The 13,260-nt window shown below is 56.9% G+C and carries 10 protein-coding genes; 9 read left to right on the top strand and 1 reads right to left on the bottom strand.

The features are described from left to right. Positions 1–132: 132 nt before the first annotated feature. The gene (locus tag GW591_RS15955; protein ID WP_166860964.1) at positions 133–1,071 is read right to left on the bottom strand and encodes an aminoimidazole riboside kinase; all 939 of its coding nucleotides are present in this window, start codon (positions 1,069–1,071) and stop codon (positions 133–135) included. Positions 1,072–1,321: 250 nt separating this feature from the next. Here GW591_RS15955 and GW591_RS15950 point away from each other — a divergent pair, with 250 nt between their 5' ends. The 9 genes from GW591_RS15950 (at position 1,322) to GW591_RS15910 (ending at position 13,257) form a co-directional block, all read left to right on the top strand. Further along, positions 1,322–2,902 (top strand): carbohydrate porin, encoded by a 1,581-nt coding sequence (locus tag GW591_RS15950; RefSeq protein WP_119262343.1) that lies wholly within the window; start codon positions 1,322–1,324, stop codon positions 2,900–2,902. A 76-nt stretch (positions 2,903–2,978) separates the two neighbouring features. Continuing rightward, entirely contained in the window at positions 2,979–4,352 is a 1,374-nt protein-coding gene (locus tag GW591_RS15945) for a sucrose-specific PTS transporter subunit IIBC (RefSeq protein ID WP_013578077.1), read from the top strand. Further along, positions 4,349–5,758, top strand: coding sequence for a sucrose-6-phosphate hydrolase (locus GW591_RS15940; protein ID WP_153375203.1), 1,410 nt, complete (start codon positions 4,349–4,351; stop codon positions 5,756–5,758). The genes GW591_RS15945 and GW591_RS15940 overlap by 4 nt, the downstream gene beginning before the upstream one ends. Then, the gene (locus GW591_RS15935) at positions 5,759–6,814 is read left to right on the top strand and encodes a LacI family DNA-binding transcriptional regulator (RefSeq protein ID WP_013578075.1); all 1,056 of its coding nucleotides are present in this window, start codon (positions 5,759–5,761) and stop codon (positions 6,812–6,814) included. Positions 6,815–7,071: 257 nt separating this feature from the next. Next, on the top strand, positions 7,072–7,890 hold the full coding sequence (locus GW591_RS15930; RefSeq protein ID WP_166860962.1) for an ATP-binding cassette domain-containing protein: 819 nt from the start codon (positions 7,072–7,074) through the stop codon (positions 7,888–7,890). Further along, positions 7,890–8,705, top strand: coding sequence for an ABC transporter ATP-binding protein (locus GW591_RS15925; RefSeq protein ID WP_166860960.1), 816 nt, complete (start codon positions 7,890–7,892; stop codon positions 8,703–8,705). The genes GW591_RS15930 and GW591_RS15925 overlap by 1 nt, the downstream gene beginning before the upstream one ends. Before the next feature lie 4 nt (positions 8,706–8,709). Next, a complete protein-coding gene (locus GW591_RS15920; protein ID WP_013578072.1) occupies positions 8,710–9,948 on the top strand; it encodes an MDR family MFS transporter in 1,239 nt (412 codons plus the stop codon). A gap of 13 nt (positions 9,949–9,961) precedes the next feature. Continuing rightward, positions 9,962–11,470 carry an ABC transporter substrate-binding protein gene (locus GW591_RS15915; RefSeq protein WP_166860958.1) on the top strand — a complete coding sequence of 503 codons (1,509 nt, stop codon included), beginning with the start codon at positions 9,962–9,964 and terminating at the stop codon, positions 11,468–11,470. Further along, positions 11,470–13,257 (top strand): ABC transporter permease subunit, encoded by a 1,788-nt coding sequence (locus GW591_RS15910; protein WP_166860956.1) that lies wholly within the window; start codon positions 11,470–11,472, stop codon positions 13,255–13,257. Before GW591_RS15915 ends, GW591_RS15910 begins: the two co-directional genes overlap by 1 nt. The last annotated feature ends 3 nt before the right edge of the window (positions 13,258–13,260 follow it).

Genomic DNA, 13,260 nt, shown 5'->3' with positions numbered 1-13,260 from the left:
CAGACTGTGGGATATATAGGAGGTTCAGCGGCAAACATTTGATTTTCGTAAAACATGACGTTGGATTACAGATTACTTACATTATTTTCGTCGGGTGAACAGTTGCGGTCCGGGCAACATCGTCGGGCGCGGTTACCCCTGAGAGGAGAACGCTTTTAAGGTAACGCTGTCGGGTAATGCGGTCATTGCGCCTCTGGCGGTGGTGGCAAGAGCACCGCATGCCAGTGCCTGATGAATGATCTGTTGCCAGACACTCTCCGAGGTCAGCGGCCAGTGTTGCGCCAGCCCGGCCAGTAATCCGGCGACAAAAGCATCTCCGGCGCCGGTGGTATCCACCGCTTTCACTTCGGGGGCCGGATAGTGCTTCAGACTGGCATTATTTTTCCGGTAAACCGAAACCCCCAGTTTTCCCTGCGTGACCAGCAGCAGTTCGGGATTATAGCGGTCACACAGACGCAGCATCCCCTCCGACAGCAACGCTTCGCCCGTCAGAAATTCCAGCTCATCCTCTGAGACTTTAATCACATCAGCCAGCGACAAGGCGCGGGCAAGATTTTCACGCAGTTGTCCCTCATCAGACCACAAGTCATGCCTGATATTGGGATCAAAACAGACATAACCGCCTGCCGCTTTCATCTTCGCCATTGCCAGAAAGGCGGAGGAACGTGAAGGTTCCGCAGATAACGCGATTGAGCATAAATGTAAAAAATCCCCGGGATGGAAAGCCGGAATGTCGGTGGCCTGGAGGAATAAATCCGCGCCCGGACGCACCATAAACGTGAAAGAGCGTTCGCCGTCAGCATCGTTTTCCACCACCACGGTGGAGGTACGGTGATGAGGGTCAAGGTACATACAGTCAATATTCACCCCCTCATCCGCGAGGGTTTTCATCAGGAACTTCCCGAAAGGGTCATCGCCCACGCGTCCGATAAATGCGCTGTCTCCCCCGAGGCGGCGGATCCCGACGGCAACATTCGCCGGTGCCCCGCCCGGGCATTTTAATAAGCGGTCATCCTCTTCAGCGATCAGATCCACCACGGCGTCACCCAAAACCCAAATCCGGTTATTCATCTTCATTCCTTTTTTAAATCCTGATAAATCGTCTGTCGATAAAATAGAAGAACCGGTTTAGCTAATCAAGAGCAAATGAATTTTCAGGACGAGAGATGGAATTGCCAGCAAGATCACAAATCCAGCACAAGGCTGCCGAACTTCGTTGCGTAAATACATAACGGGTGTTTATTGTGCTCAGGAAAACCAGTTTAGCAATTTAGCAAAATGGTTTTCCCATAATAATTAAACTTCCTCTGAAGGGATAAAAATGATGATGAAACCTCGCTATCTTGCTGTTGCTATTGGACTTATTCTTTCTTCTGCGGCCCAGGGTGCCGATATCTCCGCCAGTGCGATTGAAGCGCGCTTTGCGGCGATGGAAAAACGACTACAACTCGCCGAAAGCCGCGCCGCTAAGGCCGAAGCCCGTGCTACGCAGGCAGAACAGCAGGTTAAGCAACTCGAAACTCGCACCGCCAGCAACGAACAGCAAACCCGTCAGGTGGCGAAGACGGCTGAAATCACCCAGCAGCAAACTGCCGATGTGGCTAAACGCACTGAAACGTTAGCCGCTGATAACAATAAAAACAGCAGTGATAACAGCGGGTTTAAATTCACGGGATATGCCCGTTCCGGCGTGATCATGAATGACTCGGCGACCTCCACGGAAAGCGGCCCGTACGTGACGCCTGCCGGACAAACCGGCGGTGCAGTCGGGCGTCTTGGCAATGAAAACAACACCTACGTTGAGCTGAATCTGGAGCATAACCAGACAATGGCCAGCGGCGCGACTTCCCGCTACAAAGTCATGCTGGCTGACGGTCAGCGCAGCTACAACGACTGGACCGGCGCGACCAGCGATTTAAATATCCGTCAGGCCTTTGTTGAACTCGGCTCGCTGCCGACGTTCACCGGTCCGTGGAAAGATTCCACGCTGTGGGCGGGTAAACGCTTTGACCGCGATAATTTCGACATTCACTGGCTCGATTCCGACATCATCTTCCTGGCGGGGACCGGCGGCGGGATCTATGACGTCAAATGGGGAGATAACCTGAAAAGTAACTTCTCGCTTTACGGAAGAAACTTTGACGATCTTGAAGACGATAACAACGATGATACCCGCATCGAAAATTACATTGTCACAGCCAACAACTATGCCGGGCCTTTCCAGTGGATGCTGAGCGGGTTGCGTGCCAAAAACAATCAGGATCGCGAAAATAGCGGCACAAATGGGATCACTAATGCGGCGGATACCGGCTTCCATACCATGCTGGCGTACCACGGCGACAGTTTCTATGGTCTGCGTGAAGGGTCATCCAAAACCGCGCTGCTTTACGGTCACGGACTGGGGGCGGAGGTGAAAGCACTGGGCTCTGACGGACATCTGACTGACGATGCCAGTACACTACGTCTGGCAACCTACGGCATCACACCGATCAGCAAAAACTGGAGTATTGCTCCGGCTGTTCTGGCTCAGCAGAGCAAAGACCGTTATGTCTCCGGCGATGACTATAAATGGCTGACCTTCAACACCCGGCTGATTCAGCAAATTACCGAGAACTTCGAGCTGGCGTATGAAGGCAGCTATCAGTATATGGATCTCAATCCGCAGGGTTACAGCGATTACAACAAAGTGAAAGGCGGTTTCTACAAACTGACCTTCGCACCAACCTTCAAAGTGGGCGATATCAGCAACATGCTGAGCCGCCCTGAAATCCGCTTCTTTGCCACCTACATGGACTGGAGCAAAGAACTCGACAGTTATTCCTCCAGTGATTCATTTGGTACTGATGGCTTTACAGCGGGCGGACAGTGGAATTTCGGCATCCAGATGGAAACCTGGTTCTAAACGGCAGGGTTTGATTTAAAAAAAAAAGCACCCGGTCTGACCGGGTGTTAACGGTAATGACAAATTAAGGGATTCTATGAACATCAATGCAATCGCGACTGAGCTGCTTCCGCTGTTGGGTGGGAAGGACAATATTGCCAGCGCGGCACACTGCGCCACACGTCTGCGCCTGGTGCTGGCAGACGACAGTCTGATCAACAAAAGTGCTATCGAAAAAGTGGAAGGCGTAAAAGGCTGTTTCAGCAACGCCGGACAGATTCAGATCATTTTTGGTACGGGACTGGTGAACAAGGTGTACGCCGAGTTTATTAAAGTGGCCGGTATCAGCGAATCGAGCAAATCCGAAGCCGCCGATATTGCGGCGCGAAAACTCAATCCCTTCCAGCGACTCGCGCGCGTGCTGTCGAATATCTTTGTGCCGATTATTCCGGCGATTGTCGCATCCGGCCTGCTGATGGGGCTGCTCGGCATGGTGAAAACCTACGGCTGGGCCAACCCTGAGAGCGCGATTTTTATCATGCTCGATATGTTCAGCTCGGCGGCATTTATCATTCTGCCGATCCTGATTGGTTTCACTGCCGCGCGCGAATTTGGCGGTAATCCGTTCCTGGGTGCAACACTGGGCGGCATTCTGACTCACCCGGCACTGACTAACGCCTGGGGCGTTGCCAGTGGTTTCCATACCATGAATTTCTTTGGTATCGAAATTGCGATGATCGGTTATCAGGGCACGGTATTCCCGGTTTTGCTGGCGGTCTGGTTTATGAGCTTCATCGAAAAACGCCTGCGCAAAGTGATCCCTGATGCACTGGATCTGATCCTGACGCCTTTCCTGACGGTCATCATTTCCGGTTTTATCGCTTTCCTGATCATCGGCCCTGCGGGTCGTGCGCTCGGGGACGGTATCTCCTTTATTCTCAGCACGTTAATTACCCATGCCGGTTGGGTGGCAGGTCTGGTGTTTGGCGGATTGTATTCGGTTATCGTGATCACCGGTATTCACCACAGCTTCCATGCGATTGAGGCCGGTTTGCTGGGGAACCCGAATATCGGGGTGAATTTCCTGCTGCCTATCTGGTCGATGGCGAATGTTGCACAGGGGGGAGCCTGTCTTGCGGTCTATTTCAAAACGCGTGATGCGAAAATTAAAGCCATTGCCGTGCCTTCAGCATTCTCCGCGATGTTGGGCATAACGGAAGCGGCAATTTTTGGTATCAACCTGCGCTTCATGAAACCGTTTCTCGCCGCTCTGGTCGGCGGTGCGCTTGGCGGCGCCTGGGTGGTTGCGATGCACGTCAATATGACGGCGGTTGGCCTGACCGGTATTCCGGGGCTGGCCATCGTGCAGTCCAGTTCGATTCTCAGCTACCTGATTGGTCTGGTGATTGCCTTCGGCAGCGCATTCCTGTTGTCATTGCTGCTGAAATACAACACGGAGAGTGAAAAATGACAGAAGTCAGTTTGCTGAAAAAAGCGCTGCGCAGTGTGGTGGCCGGTCAGGTCAGAGCGGCGGCAGATCCTTATCGACCCGGCTGGCATCTCGCGCCGCCGGTCGGGCTGCTCAATGACCCTAATGGCTTTATCCAGCATAACGGTCGATTCCATTTGTTCTATCAATGGAACCCGCTGGCCTGCGCGCACGGTGCCAAGTTCTGGGGGCACTGGAGTTCAGCAGATTTACTTCACTGGCAGCATGAACCACTGGCGCTGGCGCCGTCAGAAGAATACGAAACCCACGGCTGTTATTCCGGCTCAGCCGTAACAGACAACGGCCAACTGACGCTGATTTACACCGGCAACGTGAAATATCCCGATGGCAGCCGCACGGCGTTTCAGTGTCTGGCGCGCGAAAATGCTGAGGGTGAGTTTGATAAAACCGGGCCGGTATTCAACCTGCCGCAAGGCTATACCGGACATGTGCGTGATCCGAAAGTCTGGTGGCATGACAAACACTGGTACATGGTGCTGGGCGCTCAGGATCTCAGCCTTCAGGGCAAAGTGTTATTGCTGCGATCTGACGATTTATCCGCGTGGGATCTGCTCGGCGAAATTGCCGGTTCAGGTTTACACGGGCTGGGTGAGTTCGGTTACATGTGGGAGTGCCCGGACTTATTCCGGCTGGCCGAAAACGACATTCTGATTTGCTGCCCGCAAGGTTTAGCGGCGGAATCTGACCGTTATCTGAATACCTTCCAGTCGGGTTATTTTGTCGGACAACTGGATTACGCCAATGCCACGTTTACGCACGGCGATTTCGCTGAGCTGGATCTGGGGTTCGAATTTTATGCACCGCAAACCACACAGACGGATGACGGGCGACGCCTGCTGATTGGGTGGATGGGGATCCCGGACGGCGATGAATTTTTCCAGCCAACGATACAAAACGGCTGGCTGCATACCCTGACCTGCCCGCGCGAACTGACACTGGTCGCGGGAAAAATCATCCAGAAACCGGCCCGTGAACTGCAACAACTTCGTCGTGACGAGCAGACATGGCAAGGGATTGCGGACTATTGCCTGCCTCTGGACATCACCCACGCCGAGACAGAGATTGTCACTGAGCACCCCTTCATCGCCGATTTTGGTGGTGATATGACCCTCAGCTTCGACGGAGAATGGCTGCGTTTAAGCCGTAAAAACCGGCGTACGGGTGTGCCTGAATACCGTGTCTGGCAGGGGCAGTTACGTAAGCTGACGGTGTTAAGCGATGCATCAAGCCTTGAAATTTTCATTAATGACGGAGAAGCGGTGATGTCCGCACGCTATTTCCCTGTTTTACCAGCACAATTGAACTTGCAGGGTTCTCATCAGATTACGCTGCGCCACTGGTCGTTGGCGGAATGCGTGATAGAATAAATGTCTTTCCGGACAACAGAATATGGCGCAGTGAAAAAGACCAAACGCATCACTATCAGTGGCATAGCCGAACTGGCTGGCGTATCGAAATCGACTGCCAGCCAGGTACTCAACGGGCACAGCAAGAAGTTTCGTATCTCCGATCCTACCCGGGATCGGGTGCTCGCCGTGGCGGCTGAACATCATTATCAGCCGAGCATTCACGCCCGCTCGCTGAATGTCAGCCGCAGTTTCACCCTGGGGCTGGTGGTGCCGGAAATGACCAACTACGGTTTTGCTGCCTGTTCTAACGAACTTGAAACACTGTGTCGTGAGAACGGCATGCAGCTGCTGATTGCCTGTACGGATGAAAATACCAGCCAGGAAACCATGGTGGTCAATAATCTCATCCAGCGTCAGGTCGATGGCCTGATTGTGGCGTCCAGCATGCTCAGCGATGCGGAATACGTAAAAATCAGCCAGCAAGTCCCCGTCGTTTTGTTTGACCGTCATATGCAGGACACGCAGCTCCCTATTGTTGTCTGTGAAGCCATCGAATCTTCAGCAGAACTGGTTTCGCGGATAGCGAAAATTCAGCGGGACGAGTTTTATTTTATCGGCGGCCAGCCGCGAATTTCTCCGACCCGCGATCGCCTCGCAGGCTATCAGCTTGGCCTGCAGCGGGCAGGTGTCAGTCTCGACCCCGACTGGATTGTGTACGGCAACTACCACCCGAGCTCCGGCTACGAAATGTTTGCGCAGCTGTGTGCCCGGCTTGGGCGTCCACCCAAAGCGCTTTTCGTGGCCTCCTGCGGTTTGATGGAAGGGGTTCTGCGCTATATGAGTCAGCATCAATTGCTTGAGAGTGATATCCATCTTTGCAGTTTTGACGATCACTATCTTTACGACTCGCTGTCCGTGAAAATTGATACCGTCGCTCAGGACTGCGGGGAGCTGGCCATGCACTGCTTCAGCATGATCAGTGATCTGATGAATGAACACCCCATCGCACAGCCACAATGCTTTTTAACCCCTAAATTGCACTGGCGTTCCCCGCACTTCTCGCAGATCAAATAGATATTCAATGTCGTCACATGAGGATGATGAGAGATGTTAATTCATCTCGCATCATCTGATTGTTCCTGCCAGCTTTGCTTCATCATGTCCCGGCTACGACAGCGGCGAACTCATCATTTCGCTGCCTGAAAGGGTGCTGCACACAGTTGCACCGGCAAATAGCACAGAGAAAATCACAAAACCTTTTGCATTAAATTGACACATTTTGTTATGTTATCACATATCAAAACAGTCGCAGCGATGAACAGGTTTAGGGAATGACATACAACAGGACGCAAAATACTGAACCGGTTCTCGCGGTGGAAGGGCTGACAGTGCGGCTCGCAGGTGAAGAACGCGTCAGCGGACTGAGTTTCAGCGTCAGTGCGGGCGAACGGGTTTGTCTGCTTGGTGCTTCCGGCTCCGGTAAATCACTGACTGCCAAAGCCATCACCGGCACGCCGCCTGCGGGCGCGATACACGGCGGCAGCATTCGGGTGAATAGCGTCGAAGTGCGCGGCATACATCCGGTTTCACGTTGTGCTGCCAGCCGCGTCGCCACGGTTTTTCAGGATTCTTCCACCGCACTGAACCCGCTGATGACGCTCGGAAAACAGCTACGTCTCGCCCTGCCCGCCGCCAGCGAAGACGAAATCTGCACGATGCTGGATGCCGTCGGGCTGGCCGATATTGCGCAATTTTCCACCCGTTATCCGGCAGAACTTTCCGGCGGTCAGCGCCAGCGTTTGTGCCTGGCGCTGGCGATGCAATCCTCTTCTTCGCTGCTGGTGGCGGATGAACCGACCACCGCGCTCGACGTGCTGACCCAGCAACAGGTTTTACAGGTCATGCATAACGTCTGCACCCGCCCGCAATCACCCCGGGCGCTGCTGTTTATCACCCATGATATTGCCGTCGCCGCGCAGCTATGCGAGCGCGCACTGGTGATGGAAAACGGCGTGCTGGTGGAATCTGCCGGTATGGCGCAGTTACTCCGTCATCCGCAACATCCTTATTCCAGAAAACTGGTTCACGCTGCAAGACAGGCCGCCGCGCTGCATCAGAATGCCGCGTCGCTGCGCGGGGTTGCCGTCTGATGGAGTCTTCACTGCATCTGGCCACCGAACCGTTTCTGCATCTGCATAACGTCAGCCGCCATTTCGCCCTGCCGCGTTCCGGCTGGCGCAGGCAGCACGCTGCGCTTTTTGAGCATCTGTCGCTGCGTATCGGCCCCCACGAAACGCTCGGGCTGGTCGGCGCGTCCGGCTGCGGAAAATCCTCCCTGCTGAAAATCTTGCTGGCGCTTGAATCTCCCGACAGCGGTGAAGTATATTGCGCCGGTGTTAAAATTCGCCCCGGCTCTGCACGGTCTCTGCGCGCATACCGGCAGCGCGTGCAGTACATTCCGCAGGATCCGGCCGGTTCGCTGCCACCGGCTCAGACCGTTTATCAGATTATTGCCGAACCGCTGAAACGCCTCGGGTTTAGCGGCAATATCCGTCTGCGCGTGACTGACGTGATGGCGCAGGTCTGCCTGAACGAAACGTTGATAGGGCGTACGGCAGCCGGACTCTCCGGCGGGCAGGCGCAGCGGCTAGCGATTGCCCGTGCGCTGGCGATCCGCCCGCAATTTCTGGTGGCCGACGAGCCGGTGAGCGGGCTGGATCTTCCCCTGCGCGGGCAGATCAAACAACTGCTGCAACAGGTGACGCAGCAAAATGGCATGGGCCTGCTGATGGTCACGCACGATATCTCGATGGTGGCCGGGCTATGCGACCGGTTGCTGGTAATGCACGGCGGCAAAATTGTGGAAGACCGCGCCACACAGGATATTTTGCGCGCCCCGGACCATACGCATACCCGGCAACTGCTGCAGGCCATTCCTCATTTACCTTTGACCGTTAACGGATAACCGGATGCTGACCCGTTCCATTGCCCGCGCTTCTGCGCCAAAACCACCGCTGCTGCTCGCCAGCAATCTGGTATTTAACATTGGCTTTTATGCCGTCGTGCCGTTCCTGGCGATTTTTCTGCGCGACGACTTATTGCTTTCCGGCTGGGCGATCGGGCTGGTGCTGGGTTTGCGGACATTCTCGCAACAGGGCATGTTTTTGCTCGGCGGGGCACTGTCTGACCGCTACGGCGCACGGGTCATCATTCTGCTGGGCTGCGTGGTGCGTATCACCGGTTTTCTGCTGCTCGGGCTTTCCGACACACTGGCACCGGTGATTCTCGGCGCCTGTCTGACCGGCATCGGCGGCGCACTGTTTTCCCCTTCGATCGAAGCGCTGCTGGCACAGGCAGGAACGCACAGCGAGAAAGCCGGAAAACGCAGCCGGGCAGAATGGTTCGCGCTCTCGGCGGTCTGCGCGGAACTGGGTGCGGTGCTGGGGCCATTGCTCGGATCGCTGCTGTCCGGTTACGGTTTTCAGCCGGTGGCGCTGGCCGGCTCCGGTCTGTTTCTGATTGCGCTGGTGGTGTTGTTTTTCACGCTGCCCGCCACGCCGGAACGTGCCGCTGAACTGAAAATTGTGCCGTGGTGGCAGACTTTCCGTCAGCCGCGTTTTGTGGCCTTTATTATTGCCTACAGCGCTTATCTGTTCAGCTACAACCAGTTGTATCTGGCGCTGCCGGTGGAGCTGCGCCGTTCGGGCGGCAGCGAGCAGGACCTCGGGCCGCTGTTCGTGCTGGCCTCGGTTCTGGTGATCGTTCTGCAAATGCCGCTGGCGCGTTTTTCCCGCCGGATAGGCGCGGCGCGGATTTTACCTGCGGGCTTCGGATTGCTGTCTTCCGCGTTTATCGCCGTGGCGCTTTTCGCCTGGACAATACCGCCGGAAGGCTGGCTGCGGCTGCTGCCTTCCGTATTACTGATTACCCTGCTGACTGTCGGCCAGATGCTGATTGTGCCGGTCGGGATGGATCTCATTCCGCGCTTTGCCGGGCAACATAATCTCGGTGCGCATTATGGTGCGCTGTCGTCGATGGGCGGCGCTGCGGTGCTCGCGGGCAATTTCCTGCTCGGCGGCCTGCTCGATAACGCCCTGACACCGTCTCCGGGCGCAGTGATTCCGTGGCTGGCGCTGGCCGCCGTTCCCTTTTTAAGCGCGCTGGCGATGTGGCGAATCTGCCGCCAGTTGCCCCCTCCTGCAATCTGACAAGGAACTTCTGATGTCTCTGTTACGTGTAAGCCCGCTGGCCGGGCTGCTTTCTGCTGCCCTTTTACTGACCGGTTGCTTCAGTGAAGCCGATAAAACCCCGGAAAAAAGCGCGGATCCACGCCTGCGGCTGGCGATGTTACAGCCGCCGCGTTCCGGTCTGACGCCGCTCAGCGACGATGCATTTAAACTCTCACGCTGGAGTACAGCAGAGACGCTGGTGACGCTCGATAAGCTCGGCGAAGCGCAACCGGCGCTGGCCATCCGCTGGCAGAAAATCGGTAATCACAGCTGGCGTTTCGCGCTGCGTGCCGGTGTGAAATTCCACGACGGCAGCCCGCTTGATGCCGCCACAGTGGTGAATGCACTGACCGTCGCCGCACATGCCGCGCCGAAACCGCGCATTCTGGATGGCGTGCAACTGACCGCCGTGGCTGACGGCGCACTGGCGGTGATTGTGACCACCGCACTGCCGGATCCGTTGCTGCCGCAGCGTCTGTCCAGCCCGCAACTGGCGATTCTTTCACAAAAAGCCTACAGCGCCAGCGGCGTGGTCGATCCACGCCATACCGGTTCCGGCCCGTTTAAACTGGTGCAGGTGAATGGCACCAGCAGCGCCCGGCTTGAACGTTTCGCCGGTTACTGGGGTAAAAAGGCCAAAGCCAGCGGCATTGATGTCAGTTTCGTGCCGGACGGCACCGCACGCGGCGCGGCATTACGCAGCGGCACGGCGGATATTGTCGAAGCCATTCCCGTGTCTCAGGCCCCGCTGCTCGATCAGAACTTAATCCACGAGGTGCCGATGCCGCGCACCAACACGCTGTATCTCAATACGCGCCTCGGTGTCATGCAGGATCCGGCGCTGCGTGCCGCCGTTCGCGAGGCGATTAACCGTCAGCAACTGGTGGATAATGTCTACGAAAAACGCGCAGATGTGGCGCAGGGTCTGCTCGGCCCGGCACTCCCCTGGGCAGCACAACTGCGCCAGCCGGTGAGCCATCCGGTAGCTGCCCGTAAACCGGCCGGTGAAACCATCACGTTAGCGACATTCAGTGACCGCGCTGAACTGCCGGAGGTGGCGGTGTATCTTGCGCAACAACTGAAGGCCGCCGGTTTTACCGTGACACAGGTAGTGCGCGAATACTCACAAATCGAATCTGACGCGCTGGCAGGCAAGTTCGATGCCTTTATTTTATCCCGTGCGACGGTGCTGGATTCCGGCGACCCGGTGGCCTATATGTACAGCGATTTTGCCTGCAAAGGGTCGTTTAACATTGCGCAGCTTTGCCGCCCTGACATCGATCAGGCGCTGCAAAAGGCTGCCGTTATTCCGGCTGGCGCTGAACGCCGCCAGGCGATCATGCAGGCTGAAAACCTGATCCTCGCCACGGATGCCGCCATTCCAATGTTGCATGAACGGGTGATTCAGGGCGAAGCAGCGGATATTCGTGATGCAGTGCGCGACCCGCGTGAACGCACATTAATCAATGCCGCGACACAACGTGCGGTTCAGGCCGACTGATGAGTGAATCTCTGTATTGCCGCACCTGCATGGCCGTCAGCCGTGTTCGCATGAGCCAGACCGGCGGCGCGTGGATACCGCTGATTTCGCGCTTGCTGACGCTGGCCGCCATCGTGGTATTGATCGGCCTGTTGCCGTGGCTGTCGGGCAGTGATCCGGCACTGACCTTGCTGCGCGCAAAATCCGGTGAGCAGGAAGCCACGGCAGAAACGCTCAATGCGATCCGCCTTACTCTGGGGTTAGATCAGGGGCCGTGGCATGCACTGACCCACTGGCTGGCCGGTTTGTTGCGGGGTGACGCGGGAATTTCCTGGGTATCCGGCATGCCGGTTTTACCCGGCATGTTGCGGGCCACCGGCGTTTCACTGACGCTGATGGCGGTTTCCGCTGGCGTGGCGTTTCTGATTGCACTGCTGTTATGCGCGGGCACGATGATTCGTGGCTTGCAGGGCGGCACGGCACGCCCGGCCGGTTTTCTGGCCGCACTGCTGACCGCGCTGCCCGAGTTTTTACTGGCGTCGGTGCTGCTGATTACCGGCGCTGTCTGGCTGAAATTTTTCCCGCCTTATGGCTGGTCCGGCTGGTATTACGCTGTGCTGCCTGCGCTGGCGCTGGGCATTCCGGCGGGTGGCTATCTCGGGCGGCTGTATTCCGATGCCCTCAGCGGTGTCTTTAATGAAAGCTGGCTGACCACCTGGAGCGTGCTGGGCATTTCGCGCCGCCATACCGCACTGGCCATTATCCGCCGCGCATTGCCCGGGGTAATGCCGTTAACCGGACTGGTGCTGGTGTCGCTGACCGGCGGTGCAATCGCGGTGGAAAAAGTCTTCGCCATCCCCGGCCTGGGGCGCGCTACGCTGGGCGCGGCGGCGGCGGGAGATTTACCGGCGTTACAAACCGGCGTGCTGATCCTGCTGCTGCTGGCCTCCGCCATCGGCATGCTGACGGGCGGCATGCGGCGGATATTACTGGGACGTGCGTTGTCATTGGGTGCGGTGCCGGTTCCGCAACCCGATGCCACGCCCGAGAAACAGCGGGCATGGCTGCCGTGGCTTTGTCTGAGCGTTCTGGTCGTTATGGTTCTCGCCGGTTTGCCGCGCGACCCGCTGACATCAGAGTATTTGCGCCTGCAATCCCCCTCTTTCGCTTTGCCGTTTGGCGCTGACGCGATGGGTCGTGACCTTCTCGCCCGCGTGGCGCGTGGCACATTCAGCACCTGTTTGCAGGCACTGAGTGTTTCACTGATTTGCCTGCTCGCAGGCGTGATTACCGGTGCTTTTCCCCGTGCTATGACCGGCCCGATTGAAGTCACTAACGCACTGCCGCCGGTCATTGCCGGGCTGGTGATCGCTGCCATCAATGGCCCAACCGCCACCGGCGCGGCGATTGCCGTCACCGCCGTAAGCTGGGCGCCGCTGGCAGCACATACCGCCGCGCTGGTGGCCGAAATCCGCGCAAGGCCATACATGCAGATGCTTGCGGTCATTGGCGTGGGTGCATTGCGCCGTAATGTATTTTATGTGTTTCCTGCGCTGGCAGGTCCGCTGTTGCGCCACGCCCTGCTGCGTTTACCGGGCATCGCGCTGGCGCTGGCATCATTAGGTTTTCTCGGGCTTGGCGAATCCCCGCCCGCCCCGGAATGGGGACGCGTGCTGGCGGAAGGGATGCCGTATATTGAACGCGCCCCGTGGAGTGTGCTCGCGCCTGCCGGTGCGCTGGCGCTGCTGTCCGTGATGGCGGTGACGATGAGCAGTTTGCGCTGGAAAAAAACCGTCAGGGCTGGCTGAACT

Origin of the sequence: Rahnella aceris (assembly GCF_011684115.1) — a bacterium.
GTDB lineage: Bacteria > Pseudomonadota > Gammaproteobacteria > Enterobacterales > Enterobacteriaceae > Rahnella > Rahnella aceris.
Note: the sequence above shows the minus strand (reverse complement) of the source record. Positions and strands in the feature narration are given on the sequence as shown.

What these genes read in the sequence shown, in the direction of transcription:
- GW591_RS15955 (WP_166860964.1), bottom strand. Translation starts at nt 1,071, where the DNA reads ATGAATAACCGGATTTGGGTTTTGGGTGACGCCGTGGTGGATCTGATC.
- GW591_RS15950 (WP_119262343.1), top strand. Translation starts at nt 1,322, where the DNA reads ATGATGATGAAACCTCGCTATCTTGCTGTTGCTATTGGACTTATTCTT.
- GW591_RS15945 (WP_013578077.1), top strand. Translation starts at nt 2,979, where the DNA reads ATGAACATCAATGCAATCGCGACTGAGCTGCTTCCGCTGTTGGGTGGG.
- GW591_RS15940 (WP_153375203.1), top strand. Translation starts at nt 4,349, where the DNA reads ATGACAGAAGTCAGTTTGCTGAAAAAAGCGCTGCGCAGTGTGGTGGCC.
- GW591_RS15935 (WP_013578075.1), top strand. Translation starts at nt 5,759, where the DNA reads ATGTCTTTCCGGACAACAGAATATGGCGCAGTGAAAAAGACCAAACGC.
- GW591_RS15930 (WP_166860962.1), top strand. Translation starts at nt 7,072, where the DNA reads ATGACATACAACAGGACGCAAAATACTGAACCGGTTCTCGCGGTGGAA.
- GW591_RS15925 (WP_166860960.1), top strand. Translation starts at nt 7,890, where the DNA reads ATGGAGTCTTCACTGCATCTGGCCACCGAACCGTTTCTGCATCTGCAT.
- GW591_RS15920 (WP_013578072.1), top strand. Translation starts at nt 8,710, where the DNA reads ATGCTGACCCGTTCCATTGCCCGCGCTTCTGCGCCAAAACCACCGCTG.
- GW591_RS15915 (WP_166860958.1), top strand. Translation starts at nt 9,962, where the DNA reads ATGTCTCTGTTACGTGTAAGCCCGCTGGCCGGGCTGCTTTCTGCTGCC.
- GW591_RS15910 (WP_166860956.1), top strand. Translation starts at nt 11,470, where the DNA reads ATGAGTGAATCTCTGTATTGCCGCACCTGCATGGCCGTCAGCCGTGTT.